The 24985-nt window shown below is 45.3% G+C and carries 23 protein-coding genes and 1 tRNA gene; 14 read left to right on the top strand and 10 right to left on the bottom strand.

What is annotated here, in order from left to right:
- The first annotated feature begins 4 nt into the window (after positions 1–4).
- The 11 genes from pheT (at position 5) to OW491_RS03855 (ending at position 9668) form a co-directional block, all read left to right on the top strand.
- The gene (gene pheT / locus OW491_RS03905) at positions 5–2392 is read left to right on the top strand and encodes a phenylalanine--tRNA ligase subunit beta (RefSeq protein ID WP_290034746.1); all 2388 of its coding nucleotides are present in this window, start codon (positions 5–7) and stop codon (positions 2390–2392) included.
- A gap of 14 nt (positions 2393–2406) precedes the next feature.
- Positions 2407–2718 (top strand): integration host factor subunit alpha, encoded by a 312-nt coding sequence (ihfA, locus tag OW491_RS03900; RefSeq protein WP_075171645.1) that lies wholly within the window; start codon positions 2407–2409, stop codon positions 2716–2718.
- Positions 2690–3049, top strand: coding sequence for a MerR family transcriptional regulator (locus tag OW491_RS03895; RefSeq protein WP_075180236.1), 360 nt, complete (start codon positions 2690–2692; stop codon positions 3047–3049). The genes ihfA and OW491_RS03895 overlap by 29 nt, the downstream gene beginning before the upstream one ends.
- Before the next feature lie 159 nt (positions 3050–3208).
- Positions 3209–3285: transfer RNA gene (locus OW491_RS03890), tRNA-Pro, on the top strand.
- Between the two features lie 294 nt (positions 3286–3579).
- Positions 3580–4563: a permease gene (locus tag OW491_RS03885; protein ID WP_290034745.1), complete on the top strand. Its 984-nt coding sequence runs from the start codon at positions 3580–3582 to the stop codon at positions 4561–4563.
- 19 nt (positions 4564–4582) lie between these two features.
- The gene (locus OW491_RS03880) at positions 4583–4819 is read left to right on the top strand and encodes a thioredoxin family protein (protein WP_277252474.1); all 237 of its coding nucleotides are present in this window, start codon (positions 4583–4585) and stop codon (positions 4817–4819) included.
- Between the two features lie 236 nt (positions 4820–5055).
- Positions 5056–5976, top strand: a complete 921-nt coding sequence (locus tag OW491_RS03875) for a LysR family transcriptional regulator (protein WP_290034743.1) — start codon at positions 5056–5058, stop codon at positions 5974–5976.
- 159 nt (positions 5977–6135) lie between these two features.
- Positions 6136–7089: a TRAP transporter substrate-binding protein DctP gene (gene dctP / locus OW491_RS03870; protein WP_290034764.1), complete on the top strand. Its 954-nt coding sequence runs from the start codon at positions 6136–6138 to the stop codon at positions 7087–7089.
- 69 nt (positions 7090–7158) lie between these two features.
- A complete protein-coding gene (locus OW491_RS03865; RefSeq protein ID WP_178968435.1) occupies positions 7159–7629 on the top strand; it encodes a TRAP transporter small permease subunit in 471 nt (156 codons plus the stop codon).
- Complete coding sequence (locus OW491_RS03860; RefSeq protein ID WP_290034741.1) at positions 7623–8900, top strand: TRAP transporter large permease; 1278 nt, start codon at positions 7623–7625, stop codon at positions 8898–8900. Before OW491_RS03865 ends, OW491_RS03860 begins: the two co-directional genes overlap by 7 nt.
- 6 nt (positions 8901–8906) lie before the next feature.
- The gene (locus tag OW491_RS03855) at positions 8907–9668 is read left to right on the top strand and encodes a M15 family metallopeptidase (RefSeq protein ID WP_290034739.1); all 762 of its coding nucleotides are present in this window, start codon (positions 8907–8909) and stop codon (positions 9666–9668) included.
- Between the two features lie 46 nt (positions 9669–9714).
- Here OW491_RS03855 and OW491_RS03850 read toward each other — a convergent pair whose 3' ends face one another.
- Complete coding sequence (locus OW491_RS03850; RefSeq protein WP_290034736.1) at positions 9715–10587, bottom strand: LysR family transcriptional regulator; 873 nt, start codon at positions 10585–10587, stop codon at positions 9715–9717.
- Between the two features lie 122 nt (positions 10588–10709).
- Between OW491_RS03850 and OW491_RS03845 the strand changes: the two genes are divergently transcribed.
- Entirely contained in the window at positions 10710–11204 is a 495-nt protein-coding gene (locus tag OW491_RS03845) for a lactoylglutathione lyase family protein (RefSeq protein ID WP_075171656.1), read from the top strand.
- Between the two features lie 69 nt (positions 11205–11273).
- On the opposite strand, the gene msrA is transcribed toward OW491_RS03845, so the two are convergent.
- The 4 genes from msrA to OW491_RS03825 all read right to left on the bottom strand — a co-directional run bounded on the left by msrA (position 11274) and on the right by OW491_RS03825 (position 17918).
- Entirely contained in the window at positions 11274–11888 is a 615-nt protein-coding gene (gene msrA, locus OW491_RS03840; protein WP_290034735.1) for a peptide-methionine (S)-S-oxide reductase MsrA, read from the bottom strand.
- 154 nt (positions 11889–12042) lie between these two features.
- A complete protein-coding gene (locus tag OW491_RS03835; protein WP_290034734.1) occupies positions 12043–13440 on the bottom strand; it encodes a TolC family protein in 1398 nt (465 codons plus the stop codon).
- 3 nt (positions 13441–13443) lie between these two features.
- Positions 13444–16611 (bottom strand): multidrug efflux RND transporter permease subunit, encoded by a 3168-nt coding sequence (locus OW491_RS03830; RefSeq protein WP_290034732.1) that lies wholly within the window; start codon positions 16609–16611, stop codon positions 13444–13446.
- Positions 16612–16670: 59 nt separating this feature from the next.
- Positions 16671–17918, bottom strand: coding sequence for an efflux RND transporter periplasmic adaptor subunit (locus OW491_RS03825; RefSeq protein WP_075180242.1), 1248 nt, complete (start codon positions 17916–17918; stop codon positions 16671–16673).
- Between the two features lie 514 nt (positions 17919–18432).
- On the opposite strand from OW491_RS03825, the gene OW491_RS03820 reads away from it, so the two are divergent.
- Positions 18433–19059, top strand: a complete 627-nt coding sequence (locus OW491_RS03820; protein WP_075171661.1) for a TetR/AcrR family transcriptional regulator — start codon at positions 18433–18435, stop codon at positions 19057–19059.
- A 183-nt stretch (positions 19060–19242) separates the two neighbouring features.
- The gene (locus tag OW491_RS03815; protein WP_290034731.1) at positions 19243–20175 is read left to right on the top strand and encodes an AraC family transcriptional regulator; all 933 of its coding nucleotides are present in this window, start codon (positions 19243–19245) and stop codon (positions 20173–20175) included.
- 21 nt (positions 20176–20196) lie between these two features.
- On the opposite strand, the gene OW491_RS03810 is transcribed toward OW491_RS03815, so the two are convergent.
- The 5 genes from OW491_RS03810 to OW491_RS03790 are packed head-to-tail and all read right to left on the bottom strand — an operon-like array spanning position 20197 to position 24985.
- Entirely contained in the window at positions 20197–20649 is a 453-nt protein-coding gene (locus tag OW491_RS03810; RefSeq protein WP_290034729.1) for an HAD family acid phosphatase, read from the bottom strand.
- 11 nt (positions 20650–20660) lie between these two features.
- Positions 20661–21194 carry a histidine phosphatase family protein gene (locus tag OW491_RS03805; RefSeq protein WP_075180244.1) on the bottom strand — a complete coding sequence of 178 codons (534 nt, stop codon included), beginning with the start codon at positions 21192–21194 and terminating at the stop codon, positions 20661–20663.
- Positions 21191–22258, bottom strand: a complete 1068-nt coding sequence (locus OW491_RS03800; protein WP_290034727.1) for an MBL fold metallo-hydrolase — start codon at positions 22256–22258, stop codon at positions 21191–21193. Before OW491_RS03800 ends, OW491_RS03805 begins: the two co-directional genes overlap by 4 nt.
- Positions 22251–23300, bottom strand: coding sequence for an ABC transporter ATP-binding protein (locus tag OW491_RS03795; protein ID WP_290034725.1), 1050 nt, complete (start codon positions 23298–23300; stop codon positions 22251–22253). Before OW491_RS03795 ends, OW491_RS03800 begins: the two co-directional genes overlap by 8 nt.
- Positions 23288–24985 carry an iron ABC transporter permease gene (locus tag OW491_RS03790; protein WP_178968442.1) on the bottom strand — a complete coding sequence of 566 codons (1698 nt, stop codon included), beginning with the start codon at positions 24983–24985 and terminating at the stop codon, positions 23288–23290. The genes OW491_RS03795 and OW491_RS03790 overlap by 13 nt, the downstream gene beginning before the upstream one ends.

Here is a 24985-nt window from a genome sequence, read left to right as displayed (position 1 = left end):
CAGCATGAAATTCAGTGAAAAGTGGTTACGCGAGCTCGTTAATCCATCAATCAGCACACAAGCGCTGGTGGATCAAATTACAATGGCCGGCCTTGAAGTCGATGAGGTTGCGCCCGTAGCTAAAGATTTTAGTAACGTTGTGGTCGGTGAAATTCTAAGCGCCGAACAGCACCCAAATGCAGACAAACTCCAGGTTTGCCAGGTGAGCGATGGCACGGAGACCTTTCAGGTGGTTTGTGGTGCTCCTAATGCTCGCGCTGGTTTAAAAACGGGCTTTGCGAAAGTGGGGGCTGTTTTACCGTCTCCGGATGGGCCGTTCAAAATTAAGAAAGCCAAGTTACGTCAGGTTGAATCACACGGTATGTTGTGTGCTGAAGATGAGCTGGGTTTGTCAGAAGATCACGGTGGAATTATGGAGCTGGCAGCCGATGCGCCTGTTGGCACCAATCTTCGTGATTACTTGAATTTAGATGATCAAATTATCGATGTTGATTTAACGCCCAACCGCGGTGATTGTTTAAGCATAAAAGGCTTGGCGCGCGAAGTAGGTGTGTTGAATAAAGCTCCAGTTGAGTTTGTTTCAGTAAAACCGGTTCCTGCGACTATCGATGATACCTTCCCTGTCGTGCTAGAAGCACCGCAAGCGTGCCCACGTTATTTAGGACGCGTTATACGTAATGTTGATGTCACAGCCCAATCACCTTTGTGGATGGTAGAAAAATTACGCCGTGCGGGTATCCGTTCAATTGATCCTGTGGTTGATGTCACAAACTATGTGCTTATCGAGCTGGGACAGCCTTTGCATGCGTTTGACTTAGCTAAGTTGAGCGGTGGTATTGTGGTTCGTTTACCAAAGTCAGGTGAAAAACTCACGTTATTAGACGGTAACGAAGTGGCACTGAATGACGATACTCTGATCATTGCTGATAACACGGGGCCGGTTGCAATGGCGGGTATCTTTGGTGGTGAGGCGACGGGTGTCACTACAGAATCAAAAGATATTTTCCTTGAGTGCGCTTTTTTCGATCAAATTGCTATTGCGGGTCGCGCGCGTGCTTATGGTCTTCATACTGATGCGTCTCACCGTTATGAGCGTGGTGTTGATTGGCAATTACAACATGAAGCAATTGAGCGTGCTACGGCATTGTTAGTTGACATTTGTGGTGGTGAAGTTGGGCCGGTTACGCAAGCCGTTAGTGAAGAGCATCTACCAGGTGCACGCACAGTAACGCTACGCCACTCTAAAGTTAATCAAATGCTAGCTTTTGATATGCCTAGCGCTGAAATTGAAGAGATTCTAACGCGTTTAGGTATGGATATTACCGTGGATGGTGAAGGACAATGGCAAGTTGCTATTCCATCATACCGTTTTGATATCAGCATTGAGGTTGACCTGATTGAAGAACTTGCACGTGTTTACGGCTACAACAACCTTCCTGTTAAAATGCCAACGGCCGCATTATCGTTTGTGCCTGATGATGAAACCCAAGTGTCGATGCACAGTATTCGTCGTAGTTTGGTTGCATTAGGTTATCAAGAAGCCATTACTTACAGCTTTATCGAAACAGGCCTTCAGCAACTTTTTGATGATCAGTACGAAGCACTGGCATTGGCTAATCCTATTTCAGCTGAAATGGCTGTTATGCGTACTTCCATTTGGCCTGGTTTGGTTAAAGCATTGCAATATAACCAAAACAGACAGCAAAGCCGTGTTCGTTTGTTCGAATCAGGTCAGCGATTCTTGCCTGTTGGGGAGGATTTAGTCCAAGAAAATGTTTTATCAGGGTTATTATCGGGCAACCGACATCCTGAAAGCTGGATGGGCAAATCAGACCCTGTAGACTTTTATGATATTAAAGGCGATGTAGAAACCATCCTCAACTTAGGTGGCGCTGGTGATCAGTACACATTTGTAGCTGACCAGCATGTTGCGTTGCATCCTGGCCAGTCAGCCCGTATAGAACGAGCAGGAGAAACGGTTGGCTTTATCGGTGCTTTACATCCTGCATTGGTAAAAAAATTAGACTTAACGGGCCCTGTTTATTTGTTTGAGTTACGTCTTGATGTCATTAAAGAAGGTAAGTTACCTCGCTTTGCGGAGTTATCTAAGTTTCCTGAGTCACGTCGAGATCTAGCTCTGATCGTAGATGAAAAAACACCTTACGAGATGATTCGTGATGTGGCGCAGAAAAATGGGGGTGAATACTTAAAACAAGTCATCCTTTTTGATGTTTACCAGGGCCAAGGTATTGAAGTTGGTAGAAAAAGTATTGCTTTGGGCTTGACCTGGCAACATCCTTCGCGCACTCTTAATGAAGACGAGATCAATGCGGCGGTTAAAGATGTACTGGATGCGTTGAGCTCACATGCAGGAGCAACGTTAAGAGATTAGCAAAGGTGGTGTTCATGAGTTCTTTGACTAAGGCAGACATGGCAGAACGTTTGTACGAAGAGTTAGGTCTTAACAAACGAGAAGCCAAGGATATGGTTGAATCCTTCTTTGATGAAATTCGTGAGAGCCTCGCGTCTAACGAACAGGTCAAACTTTCTGGTTTCGGAAACTTTGACCTGCGCGATAAACGCCAGCGCCCGGGCCGAAACCCTAAAACTGGTGAAGAAGTGCCTATTACCGCACGGCGCGTTGTGACATTTCGTCCAGGACAAAAATTAAAGGACCGTGTAGACGACTATGCAGACAGCAGGTCCGAGTCAGCCTGATCTTCCTGCAATACCCAGCAAGCGTTACTTTACTATCGGTGAGGTAGCGGCTTTATGTGATGTGAAAGCACATGTGCTGCGTTATTGGGAGCAAGAATTTGATCAGATCAAGCCCGTTAAACGTAATAACCGACGTTATTATCAACAGCAGGATATTCTGTTAATCCGCCAAATTAAGAGCCTGCTTCATGAGCAAGGTTACACAACAAGCGGTGCAAAGCAGTGGTTTAAGAGCCAGCAAAGCGGCGACGAAAATATCCGTTATAAAGAGCTGTTGAGACAGACAATAACTGAACTAGAGTCCATTCTAGTTACACTTAAAAAGCGTTAGCCTTCGGGATAGCGCTTTTTTATTGCCCGCAAAGTTAGTCCCCTTGTTTAGTTTACGATATTTACTTAACTGTTTTTTATAAAAAACCTTCACAGATTCAATCGCTTTGGTTACTATTACCGCCTATTCGATAAGCAGCGTCATCTGTTTGTCATATGTCGGGGCGTAGCGCAGTCTGGTAGCGCACTTCGCTGGGGGTGAAGTGGTCGCAGGTTCAAATCCTGCCGTTCCGACCAATATTGATAATCCAATCTTATATAGCCCGTTAAGCCACACGGCACAGGCTTTTCTTTTATAGCATCAATTTAGTTAACTCATTTTTCCCATACCTCGACCGTTTATAGATTTTATTTTTCAAATGAAAATCATGGGGGCTTCTATGATTTACGTCATTGGTGAAAATTTTTTGCGAGAGTAAAGTGTTTACTACGCGGTGAGGCAAGTGCCTTTAGCGAGCAGAATGTAAAAGATGGCAGGCAGCATACAATCACTGCTTTCTATCTTAAGAATTTGGTTTTAGGGGAATGTGAATGTTAGCAATCTTCACTGAGCTAGCTAATTGGGTGGCGTATTCATTATTAGGGCTTCTGCCGGATTCTAAGTTAGGCCAGTCTGTTCATTTTTTCATCGAAGATACCACCAAGATATTTTTCCTGCTGATCATAATGATCTACTGCATTGCATTGTTGCGTGCTTCCCTGAACATTGAAAGGGTGAGGGACTATTTAGCTAAAAAGCACCGTACTGTCGGATACAGTATGGGGGCTTTGTTTGGTGCCATTACACCGTTTTGTTCCTGTTCGAGTATTCCTGTTTTTCTTGGTTTTACATCCGCGGGGATTCCTGTGGGAATAACCATGGCTTTCCTCCTGACATCACCGTTAATTAACGAAGTGGCTGTGTTGTTATTAGTGAGTTTAGTTGGATGGAAAATCACGCTGACGTATGTATTAGTTGGTTTAGCCGTGGGAGTTATTGGGGGGCTATTTCTAGACTTAATTCATGCAGAACGATTGCTTCAGTCGTTTGCGCTTAAAGCTTACCAAAACCCGAAAGACTTTAGTGGTAATGCGGCCAATGAAAAACGTCTCACCTTTGAAGCACGCCATATGTTTGCTAAGCAAGAGTTACTGGACATTATAAAGCGTGTTTGGATATGGGTATTTATCGGTGTTGGACTAGGAGCTGCATTGCATGGGTTTGTACCGGATGCATGGTTTGAGGCTAACTTGGGGCATGGGGAATGGTGGTCTGTTCCAATAGCCGTGTTAGCTGGGGTTCCACTTTATTCAAATGCTACAGGTGTTATTCCTGTGATGGAAAGTCTAATTACAAAAGGTTTGCCTATTGGGACAACGCTCGCGTTTTGTATGAGTACGGTAGCTGCGAGTTTTCCAGAATTTATCTTGTTAAAGCAAGTCATGACTTGGAAGCTCTTAATCATTATTTTCTTTTTGCTGCTTGTTTCCTTTTCGGTGATGGGCTGGATGCTAAACCTTTTTTATCTTGTGTAGGCAGGTCATTGGAGTGTGTATGAAACAGATCAAAATATTAGGAACGGGTTGTGCTAAATGCATTAAAACAGCAGAGATTATTCAAACAGTGGCAGACAGCTCTAATGTCCCGGTCGAAATAGCTAAAGAGACAAGCCCAGAAGTGATTATGAGTTATGGTGTAATGAGTACTCCTGCTGTAGTGATTGATGAGCAGCTGATGCACTCAGGTTCTATACCTAGCCAAAGCATGATACGGGAGTGGTTGCTAAGTTAACAAAACTGCAAATGTCGGTTGTTTTCAAAAGTGATAGCCTGTCACTCTACAGGCGGGCTATATCTATTTACTGAACTGTTCTCCTACTTTTTCCTGTTTCATTCCTCTTTCTGGTCAAGTCCATTTTGTGATAGTAATGGCTTGTTAATTGCTTGCAATTAAGCAGTTACATCCAACGCTGGTTGCAAAGTTACGATTCTCGTTAATCAATATGAGTCATAGAGTATGAGAAAATCATGAAACATCTAAACATGAGGGCTCTAGAATTTATTAGTGCGATTGATCGATACGGTTCTTTAAGGAAAGCTGCTCTTAAATTGAATGTTGATCCTTCGGCAGTGAGTAGATCTATATCGGCTTTAGAGGATTCACTAGAAACCAAAATTTTGGTTCGCAAAGGTAACGCAAGTCACATTACCTCTTCAGGCCGTGAGCTCATAACCTATTTCAGAAAAGTCCAAGCTTTCGAGTCCCAGACGATTTCTAACATTAAAGATTTGACTGAATTACGATCGGGAGAGGTAAAAATTGCAATTGGTGAAGGTTTTATTACGGACTTAATTTCTTCATCCTTGCAAAGCTTTCTCGTTAAGTACCCAGGCATCCAATTGGGTGTTGATATGGCGGGTGCGAAAGAGGCTATACAGCTCTTAGAAGACGATAGAATCGATTTTGCCGTGACGTATGCTTCACAAAGCCATCCCGGACTAGAGTGCTTGCTTGAAACACTCCATCCGCTAGATATTATTGCGCCGGCTAACCATCCGTTGACTCAGCTAAACCGACCTATTGATGTAAGAGAAGTTATCCATCATTCATTGGCCTTAATAGACCATTCTACGGGCATGGGGAGGCTAGTGAGCCTTGCAGAGGAGGAGGGAGGATTTGTTCTCTCACCACGCTTAAAGACTAACTCCGTCGCTGTTTTAAAAAATTTTGTTGTTTCAGGTTCGGGCATTAGTTTTATGCCTAGGTTAACGGTTAAGTCAGAAGTGGATGCCGGTCTAATCTCAATTGTTGAAACCACTCATCCGGTCTTATCAAGGGCAAAAGTTCGTGTTTTAAGCCAGAAAGGTAGGCAGCTTACCCCCGCGGCTCAGGAGCTTTTTAACCATTTGTTAAGTTCAACACGTTTCTTAAAAATCGATGTGAAGTGATAGTGTTGTTTATAAAACAACACTTAGCATATTGAACTGTCAACAATGCAACGATTACTCTCGTATGAGAACTAATTATTACTAAAACAAGTGGAGCAATATATGTTAGACAAGATCAAAACATTAGGATGTAAAACTTTACTGACTGTTTGTATATCAATGAGTGCAGGTTCTGCCTTAGCTCAAACGATTAACTTGAGCTATAACGGCGCCGCTGATATCGAAAAAAATGCCGTACACCTGTTTGCCAGCAATGTTAAAAAATTAGTGGAAGAAAAAACTAACGGTGAACTAGAAATCAAACTTTACCCTAACAGTATGCTGGGTGAAGAAGAGGAGCGAATGGAGCAGGTAATGAGCACGCCTAGTTTGAATGTTGCTTCATTTGCGGGAGTGTCACCACTTTTCCCTGAAATTTACGCAAGTGCAACCCCATTCTTGTTCAGCGACTTTGCTGCTGCCCATAAGTTTTTTGATGAAGGCGAATACTGGAAAGCGGCACAGGATGAGTTCTTAAAAAGAACTGGCACACACTTGATGGCTGTTGTCGAAGAGGGAGGTTTCTTAGCTTTTACTAATAACAAACGTCCTATTCATTCGCCAAGTGATTTTGAAGGCCTTCGTTTTAGAGCAATGGATCCAAGCCAAGTAGCCTTGTACGAATCTTTTGGGGCATCAGGCACGCCTATTCCATGGACAGAAGTGTATATGGCTCTAAAAACAGGTGTAGCTGATGGTCAAATGAACCCTCCAATGTACATCATATTGGGAAGTTTAAACGAGGTTCAAAAATACCTAACGTTGGCGAATATTCAGTATTCCGATCAGTTTTTGGTCGCTAATGATGAGCTAATTAAAAGTCTTTCAGATGAGGAGCGTGCGGTGCTTGAAGAGGCCGTTCGTGAGGCAACTCTGATCAATCGAGAATCAGTAGAGAAACAAGTTGATACTCGCATTGATTACCTTGCTAAAAATGGTATGGAAGTTTATCAGCCAACCACAGAGGAGTTAGCTCAGTTCAAGGACATTGGCTTACCGTCTTATCTTGAGTGGTTGTCCGAGCAAGACATTGATCAAAAATGGATTGATTTAGCTCTGGATGATGTTAAGTAATCCCGCTTTATTGTAATTGATAGATGGGTACCAAGCGCTTTAACAAGCGCTTGGTTGACGGTAAAAAAAATGAATAGAAAAATTACTGCACGTGTTGCCCGTTATTTCCACTTTTTATCTTGTATAGCGCTTTCTTTAAATATTACAGTTTTACTTTATGGTGTTATATCGCGCTACTTATTAAATGGCGCACCTATATGGTCTGATGAATTAGCCCGTTTTATGATTATCGGAACTGTTATGCTAACTATGAGTTATGTCTACATAGTCGATTCTCACATGCGTGTTACTATTTTAGATCAATACTTACCAACTAAGATTAATTTAATCATTAGAATTTACAGATGGGTTGTTGTCTTATTAGTTAGTCTTTTGTTTTTTTATGGCAGTTATCACTATTCAATATCCCTTAATCGATTTAGTACATTAGGCTTGGGCGTAAGTAAAATGATACCTCTTCTAGCACTTCCAATTGGCTTTGGTACATTGTTTTTGGTCGCGCTTTTTCGCGGGCCTTTTTATGAGGATAAAACATGTTAACTGCTATGCTAATTGTTTTTGTTGTTAATGTTTTATTAGGGTTGCCTCTTTTTATAAGTTTATTAATTACGTCTGTTACTGGTTTTTTATTTATTGATCCCAGTATGATGTTTCGTATGTTGCCTCAACAGTTTTTTGGCGGGATAAACTCATTCTCCTTAATGGCTATTCCATTATTTATCTTATCGGGTAATTTAATGAATGCCGCAGGTTTAACTCCTAAATTAATTGACTTTGCCAAATCGCTTGTGGGTCATTTAAGAGGAGGTCTTGGCTATGTTAACGTTGTATCGAGTGTCTTTTTTGCAGGTGTGAATGGCTCGGCAGTAGCGGACACTTCTGCACTGGGTTCTTTGCTAGTACCTGCTATGAAAAGAGATGGCTATTCGGCGTCTTATGCAGCGGGTTTAACCGCTGGTAGCTCTCTAATAGGCCCTATTATACCTCCTAGTATTTTCATGATTTTGTATTCATCAATCACGAATACATCGGTAGGGGATTTATTTCTAGCCGGTGTTATCCCTGGTTTGTTGTTGGGTGTCGCTTTTTTGATCATTAATTATTGTTATGCTCGTAAAGCAAATATTGCTGTATCAGCTGAAAAGCCGACGATTAAGAGCGTCTTTAAAGCAATGGTTGTTGCAATACCTGCATTACTCGCGCCGATTATTATTGTAGCCAGTATTGTTTTTGGATTTGTTACACCAACGGAGTCGGGTGTTCTGATTGTTATTTATAGTCTTTTTGTTGGTCTTCTGAGTGGAAATTTATCGCTAAAAGGAGCCTATAAAGCGGTAAAAGAAACGGCCGTTCTTACGTGTGCTATTTTCGTTATTATAGGAGCTTCTTCTGTAGTCAGTTGGCAGCTAGCATATGCTCAAGTGCCCAACGAATTTGCTAGTATGTTGGATCCTTTCATAGATAATTCAGTTGCGATATTGCTATTTATTAGCCTTATTACTTTTATTACAGGAATGTTAATGGAAGAGGTTTCAGCACTTATGTTGCTTACGCCTGTTTTTGCTCCTGTAGCCCTGCATGCGGGTGTTGATCCTGTGCACCTGGGCATTATTATTACGATGAACATCACAATTGCTTTAATAACCCCACCAATGGGTGCATGCGTTTATGTCGCAGCAGCGGTTAGTAAAATAGAATTAAGTGAAATGTTTAAATCTATTTGGCCATTTGTTGGTCTCGCGTTATCTGTGTTGGTAATACTAATATTTTTCCCTTCATTTACTTTGTTTTTACCTAACTTATTTAAGTAAGCGCATATGAAATACACAAATTACCCACCTATACCTAAGCAAGATCTGCCCGACTGGGAGCTGCTTAGCAAAATTAGCATTATTGATAATAACGAGCCCCTGCAGCCGGTTAGTTTGTCGTCTAAATTAAAAATGTATCCTGCTTATTATAAGCTTCGTGTTACGTATGCTTTACCGGAGTGCTTTGTGCGTGATTCGGTACTTGATCGTTTACACATGGCAGCGGACTTGTTGCCTAGCGATTTATCGCTTGTTGTTCTAGACGGGTGGAGACCGTTCTCGGTGCAACAGTACTTATTTGATACGTTGGTAAATTTACTGAAGAAAGCAAACCCAGAAATGTCATTGGATAAGCTGTTGTCCAAAGCAAGAACTTTAGTTTCGCCGCCCAGTGACAACCCATTAACCCCTAGCCCACACCTAACCGGGGGAGCGGTTGATGTTACCTTGTGCGATACGAATGGTCGGTTTTTGGATATGGGGACGAGCTTTGATGAAGCAAGTGATTATTCTTGGACCTTCGCACTAGAAGAGGCCGCTTTGGACGACGCTTCTTCACTTATTCAAGCGCGAAATAACAGGAGAGTATTATTTAGCATCATGCAGGAGGCAGGTTTTACTAACCTAGCTAGCGAGTGGTGGCACTACGATTTTGGTGATCAGCTTTGGGCGGAAAGAACTGGCTCTAAAACTGCTTGTTTCGGTGCAACATCCGTATGCGGGATTGAACAAATGTGGAAGGATCAAATTAACTCGATAAAAAACTGATGCTTAGTACGTGGCTGTAGTGCTCAGCCACTTTGCGCATGATCAATCAATCGCCGATATGCCCTTTGAGCACCTCTACGGCAAATGCAGCGCGCTTTGATAGCGGCCATTCTGCTCGATGAATTAACCAGAGTGTTTCAACAACCGCATCACCCCATTCCAGTACGTGTATTTGATCCTGTTTGGCAAAGGCTTGACGTGCATGACGAGGTATAACGGTGAAGCCTAATCCTCTGGATACAGGTTCTAAAATAAGGCTAATTTGGTTAATAAATCCATGGATAGGGATGTCGTTAATATGGCCTTGGCCGGCAAATAGGCGGCTCAATAGGCGGTCAGCCATTGCCTTACCATCGGGGTGATTGATAAAGCCCAATGACCGCAAGTCTTCCCAATTTTTAATTGTATGACCGGCCGGAATAACTAACTCTAAAGGCTCTTCGCCAAAATAGTCTGCTGTAATGCGAGCATCATCTGGCTTGAGCGTGACTAATCCCAGTTCATATTGATTGGCTAATACGCTTTGAAGCACTTCTGGATCAGGCGCAAAGCGATGACGAATAGATAAGTTAGGGTGGTTGGTTTGCAAATCGAGTAAAGCAGGGTAAAGCGCTAAGCCAACACTACCGGGGGTTATCAAGCTAATTTCGCCGGCCGTTTTATCTGCACCTGACAAGTTGAGTTTTAAGCGCTTGTCAGCCTGCTTTACTTCATTGCAGTAGGCTAATAGAGAGAGTCCGGCTGGTGTAAGCTCAACGCTCCTTGGTCTTCGAATTAACAAAGGCCCAAGCTCATCTTCCAAGCGGCGAATATGTTGGCTCACGGCGGCTTGGGTAATATTTAAGTGCTCAGCTGTACGAGTAAAATTGCCTAGCTCAGCCAAAACCGAAAAAGATTGTAACCATTGTGGGTTTATCATAACAATATCTTATCAGAGTGATTAGTTACATGCGCTAAATTTTATACCTAGGGTTCTTTATACTGAAGTTAATTCAGTGCACTCACTGGTTTTTTTTGTAGAAAGTTTTTAGGAGAGCAGTTATGACTTACCCACGTAGTTTTTCGCATATAGGCTTGTCGGTCACCGATTTAGATAAAGCTGTCGAGTTTTATACTCAAGTGATGGGCTGGTACATCATTATGGAGCCGACAACTATTTCTGAAGATGACAGCCCTATTGGCGTAATGTGCACCGATGTTTTTGGTGCCGGTTGGGACCGTTTTCGTATCGCTCATTTATCGACTGGCGATCGTATAGGTGTCGAAATTTTTGAATTTAAAAATGCGCAAAAGCCAGAAAATAATTTTGAATATTGGAAAAGCAGTGTTTTCCACTTTTGTGTACAAGATCCTGATGTAGAAGGCCTTGCAGCAAAGATCGTTGAAGCAGGTGGTAAGCAGCGTATGCCGGTACGTGAGTACTTTCCTGGAGAAAAGCCTTACCGCATGGTGTACATGGAAGATCCATTTGGCAATATCATCGAAATTTATAGCCATAGCTATGAGTTGACTTACTCAGCGGGTGCATATCAGTAATCACTGTATATAGATTGCTGTTGGTATCAATATAGCAGCTCTGAAGTGCATCTCAGAGCTGCTAAGCTTTTAGTGCTTTTTGGTAACTACTTCGCCCCACAGTTCTTCTATCCGGTTATCACGGCCGCAACTTGAGCGATAGTAATTGTAACGGATTGGGTTCTTGGTGTAGTAGCTTTGGTGGTAATCTTCAGCTAGGTAAAAAGTGCTGGCAGCTAAGATGGGCGTGACAATAGTCGCGTCAAAAGGTTTGGTTTGTTCCACGTTTTTTAAGGATGCTTCAAAGACCGCTTTTTGCTCGTCGTTTTGATAGAACATAGCTGTGAGGTAAGGTGTACCTTTATCACAAAATTGTCCTTTATCGTCGGTTGGGTCGATCGTTTTCCAGTAGTAATTGGCTAATGTTTCGAGTGATACCTTTTCATCATCGAACGTAATTTCTACTGCTTCATAATGTCCGGTTTTTCCTGATGACACTTGTTTGTAGGTGGGATTTTCTTGATGGCCGCCAGTGTATCCGGATACAACGTCAATAACCCCATCAATTTTCTCGAAATCAGATTCAACGCACCAAAAGCAACCACCAGCTACAATCATGGTTTGCGTAGCGGCTTGGCTAGAGAGCGCGCTTGTTAATATGAGAGATCCTATTGCACTGCCTAACAGCGTTTTCATTTTATTCATTGCTTTCGCCTACCGATGAATGAGAGTAAAAGTTTGGTGTTTGCACCTACATTAAGTCATTCGAGCTATTTTGGCGAAGTAAGTTCACATTACGCGCTCATACGAGCCCAAATAGAGCAGTATTGCTTGGCGGCTCGTATGATTACGTCAAACGTTATAAAACTGAAATACCTCCTCCAAAGGCTTTATAGATATTTACTAGCCGTGTAAAAGTTTGTTTTTCTAGCTGCGCTTGTTGATCGCGGCTACGTAAGAGTTCGCGTTCGGCATCCAGTAAATCAAGAAATTCGCCGCTACCTGCGTTATAGCGCTGGCGGGCTATGTGTACAGCTTTTTGGCTAGCCGCTCGCTGTTGCTCCGTTGTGAGTTCTTGTTGGCGGCTCAGGTTGTAGCTTTTTAGCGATAGCGACATGTCATTGAGTGCAGAGAATACGCTTTGCTCAAAGTCGGCCAACGCCATTTGAGAGCTTGCTTTTGCCGAGTTGATTCGTGCCCTCACTGAGCCCCAATCAGCAACTTGCCAACTAAGAGTTGGTGCTACAGACCAACTTTGCGAGTCGCTGTTGACTGCAAAGCCTGGGCTAGATAAAAAACCTAAAAAACCGCTTATCGAAAGGTTGGGATACAAATCGGCGGTCGCCACGCCAATTTGTGCGGTACTGGCGGCCAATGCGCGTTCGGTGCTGGCAACATCGGCCCGATAACGCAAATAATTTTCACCCTTTACGATAGCAACCGGCTTTGATAGCTGCGGTAAATTGCTAACATCCCCTTGTGATAGCACACTGTCTGCTAGCTCTCCTGGCGTTGCTGCCAATAGAGATGATAGCGCCGCATCGGCGGTGGCCAATTGGCTTTGGTAGGCGGGTACACTGGCTTTGACTTCATATAACTGGGCATCCATTCGGGCGAGTTCCAGCTCGGAGGCCATACCAGCGTTTAACCTTGCCAGCACAATAGCGCGACTTTGTTCAAGGTTGTTGACGTTTTCTTGTGCGACTTGCAAACGCAGTTGTGCACCACGGTAGTCACCATAACTCGCAGCCACTTGGCTGATGATTTGCAGTTGTGCGTCGTGCCACAAAATATCGGCTTGCTGTGCGTTTGCTTGTGCTGCCTCACTTGCGCGACGGATTTTGCCAAATAAATCGACATCCCACGTTAAACTCGCACCACTTTGGTAACCTCGGCTAATGATGTCGTCATCACTTGGATCTAAGGTGCTGTTTTCGTAAGCTTGGTAGCCAGAATCTAACGTGCCGTTTGGTAAGCGGTTGTTATCCGCATCACGAAAAACAGCATATGCGCGGTCTACGTTAGCACGCGCTTGGGTGATGGTACGGTTTTCAACCAGCGCTTTCTCGATAAGCTGATTCAGTACGGGGTCATTAAATGCTTGCCACCAGTTTAGTGCCGCGCCAGCCTGTTGGTAAGGGCTATTAAACGGCACCTGTTTTACTTGCTCAGGCATTTTGTAGTCTGGTCCGACGGCACAAGCCGTCAGTGTACCGATGACTAAGGCGAGAACCGCTGCTTTTAAAGGTGCTCTCATGGCTTAAACTCCTGCCTTATGGTCTGTGTTGTGGGCAATAGCGACAGGTTTGGGGTCGCGTGTTGCTAGAGCGTAGTAGAACAGAGGCGTTAAAATGAGGCCGAAGATAGTGACACCAATCATGCCTGAAAACACCGCGACACCCATTGCTTGGCGCATTTCTGAGCCTGCTCCGCTTGAGTAAACCATCGGAACAACGCCCATGATGAAAGCGATAGAGGTCATCAGAATGGGACGCAAGCGTAAGCGTCCGGCTTCTAAAATAGCATCTAGCCTATTCATGCCGTGGTCTTGTAGCTCTCGTGCAAATTCAACAATGAGTATGGCGTTTTTGGTTGCCAAGCCGACGAGCACCACTAGCCCTATTTGAGTGAAGATATTGTTATCACCGCCGTATATAAGTACGCCTGTCAGAGCTGAAAGCAACGTCATTGGGATAATTAAGATGATTGCCATAGGTAAGCTCAAGCTTTCGTACTGAGCCGCCAAGACCATAAATACGAGCAAAATCACTAATGGGTAGATAAGCATACCTGCATTACCTGCCAAAATTTGTTGGTACGTGAGCTCTGTCCATTCGTATGTCATACCGTTAGGTAAGGTTTCTGCAAGGATCTTTTCAATCGCTGCCTGTGCTTCACCGCTACTAAAGCCGGGAGCTGGGCCTCCGTTGAGCTCGGCAGTGGTAAAGCCGTTATAGTGCATCACTCGGTCCGGGCCTGCGGTGTTAGTGACATTGATAAATGAACCCAGTGGGATCATCTCGCCATTTTGGTTACGAACTTTTAATTGGTTAATCTGCTCAGGAGTTTGCCTAAATTGCTCATCCGCTTGCACATTAACCTGGTAGGTACGTCCAAATTGGTTGAAGTCATTGACATACACAGAGCCCATATAAGCTTGCAGGGTTTCAAATAGTTCGTTTAATGAGACGGACTGCTGTTTAGCTTTAGTACGGTCAATATCCAAGTCAAGTTGTGGCACGTTAACTTGATAGCTTGAGAATACGCCGGTCAGTTCAGGGGTAGCCCATGCTTTTTGCATGACTTGCATAGTGACCTTGTACAACTCGTTATAGCCGTAATTTGCCCGGTCTTGTATCTGTAGGCGAAATCCGCCAATGGTGCCCAAACCCATGACCGGGGGTGGCGGGAAAATGGCAATAAATGCATCTTCTATGCCCGCAAACTTTTGATTAAGTGCTCCGGCAATGGCTTGTGCAGACATTGATGGGTCGGTTCGTTCATCAAAGTTAGTTAACGTGGTGAAGACAACGCCGCTGTTAGGGCTGTTTGTAAAGCCGTTAATGCTCAAGCCGGGGAAGGCAACAGAATGCGAAACGCCCGGTTGTTCTAAAGCAATGCGCGACATTTCTTTGATGACTGCGTCGGTGCGATCCAATGAGGCTGCATCAGGTAATTGGGCAAAGGCGATTAGGTACTGTTTATCTTGACCCGGCACATAACCTGTTGGCGTGGTATTGAACTGATAACCGGTCAAGCTAACTAGCCCGATGTAAAGCAAGGCAACGACGGCACCAAAACGAATAACCTTTTTAATCATCCAGCCGTAGCCGTGTGATAATTTAGTAAAAAATACGTTAAACGGTTTGAACAACCAAGCACCAAATAAGGTGTCCATTGCGCGTGTTAGCCAATCTTTTTTCTCGTGTTGTCCCTTCAATAACAAGGCAGACAAGGCAGGGCTAAGCGTGAGTGAATTGATAGCAGAAATGAACGTAGAGATAGTAATGGTCAACGCAAATTGTTTATAAAACTGACCCGTTAAACCTGACATGAAAGCAGTTGGAATAAAAACGGCTGCCAATACTAAGGTTGTCGCAACGATTGGCCCTGTGACCTCTTTCATTGCTTTTTGGGTGGCGGCGATAGGCGTTAAACCTTCTTCAATGTTCCGCTCTACGTTCTCAACGACTACGATGGCATCATCCACCACGATACCAATCGCGAGTACTAAGCCGAACAAGGATAGGGCGTTTAGAGAGAACCCAAGTAAGTGCATAAACGCAAAGGTGCCGACCAAAGATACAGGTACAGCAACTAATGGGATGATTGATGCGCGCCATGTCTGTAGGAAGAGAACGACAACGATAACAACCAGTATGATGGCTTCGAGTAAGGTTTTTACTACGGCTTCAATTGAACCGCGTACGAAAACGGTTGGATCGTAAACAATGTCGTAGCTCAAGCCTTGTGGGAAGGTCTGGGACAGCTCCGCCATTTTAGCGCGCACATCATCCGAGATTTGAATAGCGTTAGAGCCGGATGCTTGAAAGATTGGAATAGCAACGGCTTCTTTGTTATCCAATAATGAGCGCAGCGCATAGGTGGACGAGCCTAACTCAACACGGGCAATATCTTTTAAACGAGTGACCTGACCTTGAGCACCGACATTTACAATAATGTCTTCGAACTCTTCAATTTTAGCTAACCGTCCTTTCACGTTAATCAGAAGTTGGAAGTCAGCATCACCACTGGGTTGTGAGCCTAAGCTACCGGCAGCGGCTTGTTGGTTTTGCTCTCGAATAGCGGCAACCACTTCGGAAGGAGACAAACCTAATGCCGCCACCTTATTTGGATCTAGCCACACTCGCATGCTGTACTCACCAGCACCAAATAAACGGACTGCACCTACGCCTTCGATACGTGCTAGTTCATCCTTTACATTGAGCGAGGCATAGTTAGACAAGTAGAGCATGTCGTAGCGGTTATCGGGTGAGGTGAGATGCACCACCATTGTTAGGTCGGGTGATGACTTTTCAGTCACCACACCTAAGCGCTGAACCTCTTGAGGTAAACGAGGTTTAGCGCGTTCGACGCGGCTTTGCACTTGGGTTTGTGCTAAGTCGACATCGGTGCCGATCGCGAACGTGATGGTGAGCGTCATGCGTCCATCAGAGGTTGCTTGTGAAGACATGTACAACATATCTTCAACGCCATTGATCTCCTGTTCCAGTGGCGATGCGACGGTTTCAGCAATAACTTTGGGGTTTGCGCCTGGATAGTTGGCGGTAACGACAACCGTAGGCGGAACAACTTCTGGGTATTCGGTGATGGGCAATTGCCACACAGAAATAGCACCACCGATGAAAAACAGCAGTGACAGCACGGCGGCAAATATCGGGCGCTTGATAAAAAACTGGGATAACATAGTGGCTCCTTACTGAACCTTAAGCCTATTAAAAAAACGATGTACTAATCGTTTAGTGCTCAACCGCGGTTGTCAGTGACGCTTGCTGCACTGCTAAGTGCCGCACTCGCTTTGTCCAGGGTTTGTTGTTCGGCGTGTAAGGCGGCGAGGGTTTCATCGCTAGCCATCGCAACCGGGTTGGGTTTGATTTGCATAGCTGGGCGCACGCGTTGTAAACCATTCACTACAATGACATCCTCAGGTGCTAATCCCTGAGTCACGATGCGTAAGCCGTTGATTGTTTCGCCTAGCGTAACAGGGCGGTATTCCAATGTGTTTTCGGCATTTACTACGAGAACAAACTTGTTGTTTAAGTCTGTGCCGATTGCTTTGTTATCGATCAGAATACCTTCGTAGGTATCACTGCCAATGAGCTTTACGCGGGCAAATAAACCAGGAATGAGGCTGTTATCTTGATTAGTAAAACGGGCACGGATACGAATAGTGCCCGTTTGTTGGTTAATGCGATTATCAACAAAGTCGATGTGTCCAATGTGCGGGTAGCCGGTATCGTTGGCCAGCCCCATATAGACAGGGTTATCAGCGTTTGTGTCACGAGCATCGACTCGCTTTCCTGCACTGGCTAAGCGGTCGTACTTTAAGTATGTTTGCTCATCTAAATCAAAATAAGCGTACATAGTATCGGTGGATACGACGCTGGTTAGCTCGCTTTGTCCTGCGTTAACAAAGTTGCCCTCTGTCACCATGGCATAGGACACTCGTCCATCGATTGGCGCCGTGACTTTAGTGTACTGTACGTCTAATTGGGCGCGGGTTAATGCCGCTTGCACTGAGGCGACTTGTGCGGCGGTTTGTTGTTGTTGCGCGCGTCTATTGTCGACAGCTTCGTTAGAGATCGCACGTTGTTTACCTAATTTTTTAGCACGGTCATAATCGTGGCTCGCTAACTGGGCCGCTGCTTTTGCGTTGATTAAGTCGGCCTTTAATCGCTTAACTTCGGTATCAAAGGGTTGGGAGTCTATTAAAAATAGCACGTCGCCTTTTTTCACTAATGCGCCTTCTTGGAACAGTACTTTTTCGATGTATCCAGAGACACGAGGAACCAAGCTGACCGTTTGTGGAGCTTGTAAGCGGCCTGTGAATTCATCCCACTCCGTAATACGCTCATGGATTACTGTTGCTACGGTTATTTCGGGAGGCGGTGGTGGCGCGCTGGGTGCCGTTGTTTCTGTTCCTCCGCATGCGGCAAGCACCATGACGGCGATAGTGCCTAGGGTAAAGTTTCGAATCAATTTTGGCGTGCTCATGGTGTTGCTCTCCTGAGTCTTGCAATTTTACAAAGCGTTAAAACGGTTAACTAAGTGTCGCGGTAGCAGAAAAGCGTAATTTTCTTGACGCGACGGCTAGTTTTGTACCGACTGGTAAGAATATAATGTGCTTATCCTACTTGATGCAATTAATTTTGTACCGATTGGTATGTTATTTTTCGAACAGTCTATGTCGTGATTGCAACGAAGTAAGTAACTGTCTGATTAATAGATTATTTTTGAGGTTTATAAGCAGAGCCACCCAGCTCGTTGACTGAACTCTCTGTGTATTGGGAAGACTAACAGTTAGGAATGTCAGATCATGTCAGTAGATGCTTAGCTTGTGGAAACAGTGTATGTCTTAGCGCAGAGGGATTGAATGCCAAAAGCTGACCAATCCTTGCCTAATCCTGTATTGCTGATATGGCCAGCGAGGCATTCGTTCTTAATCCGATATATTAGTAGAGTAGGTTTGGCTTGCGATACAATAAGAAATCGTCACTAGGAGAAAGTTATGTCGGAATCACGTTGTGCAGCTTCGGTCGGTAGACCGCGTGCTTTTGATAAAGAAGTCGCTCTTGAAAAGGCCTTAGAAGTTTTTTGGCGTAAAGGTTATGACGGAACTTCGTTGGCTGATCTAACGGAAGCCATGGGCATTAATAAACCGAGTATGTATTCCACCTTTGGCAATAAAGATCAGCTATTTTTACAGGCGATAGAATTATACGAGAATCGCCCCTGTGCTTTTTTTGAGCCAGCTCTTGAAGAGCCGACAGCTCACGAGTTTGTTAAAAAAATGTTATACGGCGCGGCAGCAAGCTTTGCTGATAGTAGCCATCCACAAGGGTGTGTCATTGTTCAAGGGGCGCTGTCTTGTAGCGAAACAGCCAGTGCTGTCAAAGAAGCCCTTTTAGAACGCAGAAGAGAAGGCGAGCAGCGAGTATGTGAGCGGTTGCAACGGGCTCAGGAAGAGGGCGATATTCCTGCTACAACTAATGTTCCCGCATTAGCGCGTTATTTAGGAACGATCATACAGGGCATGGCGATTCAGGCTAATAATGGAGCAACACCGCAAGAGTTAAGCGAGGTTGCCGATCTAGCCATGTCGGCGATGCCTCCTATCACGCCCTCAGCTAATTGAGCCAAATAGCTAGGGTGTGAGCACTTTACCATACCTAAAAATAGGGCTTATCAGTTGATAAGCCAATTATGCGTCTGCCTTAAACTCCAGCATGATTGCCTAATCCTCCATATTTCCCTCGATTAATTAGTCAGCGACGCGTCTCGCTGGCTATACTGGAGTGAGATTAAACGTGGGGGCATCATGTACACAGAAGATCCATCTCACCTCTATTCTGAGACTCAACGTATCGAGATACTTCGTCAGCAGATGGTTGCCCAGCTCAAAATCAAACTGCCTGCTACTCATACAGAAGAAAATGACGCGCTTGGCGTGCGTATCTTTCGATCTGATGGGCCTACGGCAAAAACTCCCGGTGTTTATGAGCCGATAGTGTGTTTTTTGCTGCAAGGTGAAAAGCAGGTTAGCGTAGGCTCCCAAATGATTCGCTATCAGCCGATGCAGTATTTGTTGGTACCGGTCACCTTGCCGGCTAGCGGGCGTGTGATTAAGGCCTCCTCGGATCAGCCTTATTTAGGCATGGCTTTTAATATAGATATTAAGACACTCTCTGATTTAGTGATTGAACTTGGGGATAAGCTGCCCGTGGGGGCTGACCAAGCACGCGGTATCAATATAGGAGACATGGACTATTCGATGGTGTCTGCTTTTTATCGTTTGCTCAGTTTAATGGATGAGCCCAAAGACATTCCAATCATGTTGCCATTACTCAAACGAGAAATTTTATACCGCTTGCTAATGAGTGAGGTGGGCAGCCAATTGCGTGATTTTGCTTTGCTAGATAGCCAAACTCACCGCATTGTCAAAGTGATTGATCAATTGCGTCAGCGTTTCAATGAGCCGCTCCGCATTAAAGAGTTAGCGGAGCTGGTGCATATGAGCGAGTCTGCTTTATATCAAGGCTTTAAAGCGGTGACGTCCATGACTCCTTTGCAGTTTCAAAAACAATTGCGGCTTAATGAGGCGCGGCGGATTATGCTCTACGATGGAATAGAGGCATCCACGGCAAGTTACAAAGTCGGCTACGAAAGCCCATCTCAGTTTAGCCGCGAATATAGTCGTTTATTTGGAGCGCCGCCGAAAACAGATATTTCACGCTTTCGGCAGTCGTTGTAAGGGGGCTTTGGTCAGGTTTTATTAAAAATCACCGGGAGCGCATTGCAGGCAGGTAAGGCCCATGGCGCGCCAGTGATCAACTACAGCGGTTCTGTCATCTAATACGAGCCAAGGTTGGTAACCGTCATTGTGCATGGCTTTGAGCAGTTGATCCTTGACGACTTCGTCAGCTAAATGATCCGTGTTATTGGGACGTAAGTAGACTGCATCAAAAGGGACATCCTGTTGCTTTAGCCATTCTACCGTTGCTTCGCGATGTGAGTCTGGTCGGCCACTACAGATGATAATGTGCTGGCCTTGTGCTTTAAGCAGTTTGACAAGCTTAAGTACATTGGTGATGGCTGGTGCGTTGCGCATGTGCTCAAAGAAAGGATCCCAATCTTTTTCTACTCCCAGCACCCACTGGTGTACTTCACTGGGGTTAAACTCGGCAAGAGTACCATCGACATCCACGATGACAGCTTCATGAATCATTAAATAGCTCCTTAATAGGGCGTAATTAGCCAATCATTATCTTGGCTAGGGGTGAAAAGTGTAGGTTCGGCATTATTGATACGAGGGCCATACGGGCTACCCAATATGACATTATTAAGTACGCGATTGACTCCAGAGTGCGCGATAATTAAGGGCGTATCATAGTGTGTCAGCAACTGATTTATGGCATCAATAACCCTTGCTTGAAAGTCTGCCCAAGGCTCTCCATTGGGCGGTGTGACTTCATAAGGTGTTTGTTGTGCAATGGGCTGCTGCTCTAAATCTCCCCAATTTCTCTCATTGAGCCCCAGCAATACAATGGGCTCATATTGGGGCACGGCATGAAGCGCTGTTATTCGTGTGCGTTGCAGCCCGCTAATCGCAACTACGCTCCACGTTCTGTCTAAACGAGCTTGCGCTGCTTTTGCTTGTTCAATGCCGCGTTCACTAAGAGGACTATCGGTAATACCTCCCATTAACCCGGCGGCGTTCAGCGGTGTTTCGCCGTGACGCATGAACACAAAAGGGCGGCGTATTATGGTCATGCGCAAATCCTTAGGTGTGTTTGTGTGATTAAGCTTGGCCCAATGCACGAGGCCCACTCTTGAATGTTGTTAATGGGATGAAATAGTGGTAAGCATTGTGTGCATTGCAAGTGATCGACCATCCATTTCAAGTCTTGCTTTCTGGGGTGTACATTCCAGCGAAGTGAGTGAGCTTTACCTGCGCTAACATCGAGTTTGGCTTTGCGGGGTAAGTACCCGGTGTAGATAACGGTTCTGTCTGGCTCTTCTTTTAGTAGGCGAGCTACTTCACCCCCTAAACCGTCAGGGTCACCACTGATGATAATATGGGCGTTAGGTTGGTATGAGGAGTGCGGCATAGCCTGCAAACTTGCTAACACTTCAGCTTTAAGGCAGCCATGAGGCAAAGCCAGCGCTTGTTCGGGAGTGAGGCAATCGGGCCCTAAACTCCAGTTATCTCGTCCTTGCTCCCACAACCAATTTGCTATTTCTAAGGCGCGCCCGGTAGGTGGTACGGGAAGTAAAACGGGTTCAGGCCTTTCGAGCAAACTCAGTAAAGCGTCTTTAGTGTGGGCTAATGGTTCGTCATATAAACCGTATGAGGCATCAATCAGTGCGAGTGCGGCTGGTGGCGGCGGATCAAATGCGAATAAGCTAGACTCGAGAGAATAATCACCACTGTAGAAAATACCACCTCCTATACCGGCATGTATCCAGATCCCCCCCAAAGAATGTCCTGCTTGCCCAATAGTAAATGGTATGCCCTCAATAGTGACATCCCCTTTGATAGGCAGTGTGTGCAAGGATAAATGGTTGGGCAACAAGGCTAAGACCGGGGCAGTCGCATACACGGGGACGGGATAATCTAGTTGCTCTAATCCGCGGGCATGATCAACGTGGTCATGGCTTATTATGATTGCGTCTAGTCCTGGCGGGAACGTCCAGCCCATTGCGTCACCAGATTGCAGGCTGCCACCTGCATCTAGCAAAATACGCTTTGATCCATACTCCAGTAAGATGGCTGCCGGTGCTTTTTTACCGTAACCACTCAATACTGATACTTTGGCGTGGGTGATATTAGGCATGATCGGGCTCCAGTGACCATCCCTCTTGAACGGTAGCGAAAAGCGTTTCACCCACGGCTAGCGGCGTATCATGGTAGGCAAGGAGCGTTTGGCCGCTGGGTAAAGAGAGCTCAACGTCAAAATGGCCGCCGCGATAAATGCATTGAGTTACCTTAGCTGAGATGCCCAGGCTCGGATGCAGACAAACCGACTGCGGGCGAATGAGCACATCTACGCCTTGCGACGGGATGTGCGGAAGAATCAACTGCTGGTGGATCAGTGATTGCTCAACTTTTCTGCCTGGTTGTAGCTCGTCGCTAGGTTGCATTCTAATGACAGAACCACGTCCGATAAAATCGGCCAGCCATGCTGTTCTGGGTTGCTGATAAAGAGATTGCGGCGATGCCCACTGGATAAGTTGCCCATTTTTTAGCACCGCTATTTGATGAGCGAGCGACATAGCCTCCGATTGATCATGCGTTACGTAGACCATGGTAGCCCCAGTACGCTTATGAAAAGTACGAAATGTTTCTTCCATGGTGGCGCGTAAGTGACGATCCAAGTTTGCCAAAGGTTCATCCAGCAAGATGACTTCTGGCTCGGTCACTAAGCTACGTGCCAAAGCTACTCGTTGGCGTTGCCCTCCACTCAGTTCGGCGGGGGATCTATCCGCATAGGGTTCAAGTTGCACTATTGCTAACGCTTCTTGAATACGCTTTTGCTTAGTCGCTCGGTCTACTCGTTTAATAGTCAGCGGGTAGGCGATGTTTTCCATAACGCTCATGTGTGGCCAAAGTGCGTAGGATTGGAAAACCATCCCAAAATCGCGATTTTCTGGCGCTACATGCGTTGTTGCATTGGATAAGCAGCGGCCTCCATGAAATATGCTGCCGCTGCTCACCTTCTCGAAGCCAGCTAGCATGCGCAGTGTGGTGGATTTACCGCAACCGCTTGGGCCTAAAAGTGCAACAAAAGCCCCAGGCTCAATCGATAAATTTAAATCTGAAACTGCGTTTTGACCATTAAATGATTTGTTGATTTGATTAAGTGTTAGCAGTGCCAAGGGATAACTCCTTTGGGTAAGCGCGGGGCAAGTAGGCTGAGTAAGGCCATTAAGCTGGCTACCAATACAACGACAAGAACAGAAATGGCTGACGCTAAAATACTATCGCCACTTTCGTCCAAATTAAAAATGAGAACACCTAAAGTTTCGTTGCCAGCACTCCATAGCAGAGCAGATACTGTCAGCTCGTTCACGGCAATTAAAAACACCAGCAAGCCGCCAGCAAATACCGCAGGAGAAATGAGCGGGAGCACAATATTGATAAGCCGTTGAATAGGTGTAGCGCCAGCAATCTGAGCGGCTTCTTCTAACGCTGGATCTAATTGTGACAGCGCGCTCATTACGGGTTTTAAACACACACTTAAAAAGCACGACAAGTAGGCTAAAAAAATGAGCGTCAACGTTCCATAAAGCGTTACGTTAATAATGGGGATGGGGCGAGAAAAAAGTAAAATAAATGCGATGGCGAGTACGATACCGGGTATAGCGTAAGGGACTTCAATTAAACTTGCGATCACCGCTCGTGCTTTTAATGAAAGCCGCATTAATCGATAACCCAGAGGAAGCGTGATAATCATTAATAATAGGGCAGCTAAGGATGCGAGTAACAAGCTATTTGTAAAGGCCCTTGCTGTGGAGCCTTGGTTGTTCACCATTTCGTTATAAGCCGCAAAAGTGAAGGTATCGGCCGTTAGCGGCATGCCTAGTGCCGGCACCACCGAGCTAATCATGAGCGCCGCTAAAGGCGCAATTAAAATTAAACACAGCACAGCACATAATAAAATTTGTGTAGGGATGCGCCATTTGCCCAAACGAAACGATGCAGGCTGGGCACTATGTCCTATGAGCGAATAACTACTGCGCTGTTGTATCCACTGTTGAAGTAGCATCCCTATTAATACTAAGAAGGCGATCAGCATCGATAAGCTGGCCACTTCACTGAGTACATCATTGCCAAAACCGGCCATCTGCTGATAAATCAGAGTGGGTAATACACTGTATCCGGCAGGAATACCTAGCATGGCCGGTATACCAAAATTGCCTAAAGCCGAGACAAAAGCGATAGCAGCACCAGCAAAGATAGCATTGCGTGAAAGGGGGACAATCATATCAATCCACAGCCGCCATTGAGACGCTCCGGATAATTGAGCCGCTTCGATCAGGTCTTTAGGTAGACAAATGAGCTGAGACCGCAGCGCTAAGAAAACCAAGGGTGCATGCTGAATACCTAATAACAGTGCGATCCCTTCAGCTGAATACATAGGCTGCGGGCTACCTAAAGCCGGAGCAATGCCTAATGTATTTAAAATGGGGCTGGCAGGGCCGAAGAGTTGGAGCCAACTTAAAGCGGTCACTTGAGGAGGGATCATCATGGGTAACATAAAGCAGAAGATCCACAACGCGCGATAACGGATATTAGTCAGTGTCAAAACAAAGGCAAAACCACTGCCCAGAACAACTGAAATGAGGGTTCCTAGACCGGACGTATACAAGCTGTTTTGTAAGGCAACCCAGGTACGCGGGTTTTGCAATATGCTCAGAAGAGGTGCGTCTAAGCCTCGATCCCAATGGCTTAACGCTTCGCTGAGTAAACGTAAGCAAGGTAATAAGCTAAGAGCAACCACCAAACCGAATAAGGTAATGGATAACCAGCGGAGCTGGTTATCCGAAGACGCCGTAAGCAT

This window comes from Neptunomonas sp. CHC150 (genome assembly GCF_030397555.1).
In the GTDB taxonomy this organism is placed as follows: Bacteria; Pseudomonadota; Gammaproteobacteria; order Pseudomonadales; family Balneatricaceae; genus Neptunomonas; species Neptunomonas phycophila.
This window is presented reverse-complemented; position numbering and strand designations above follow the sequence as displayed.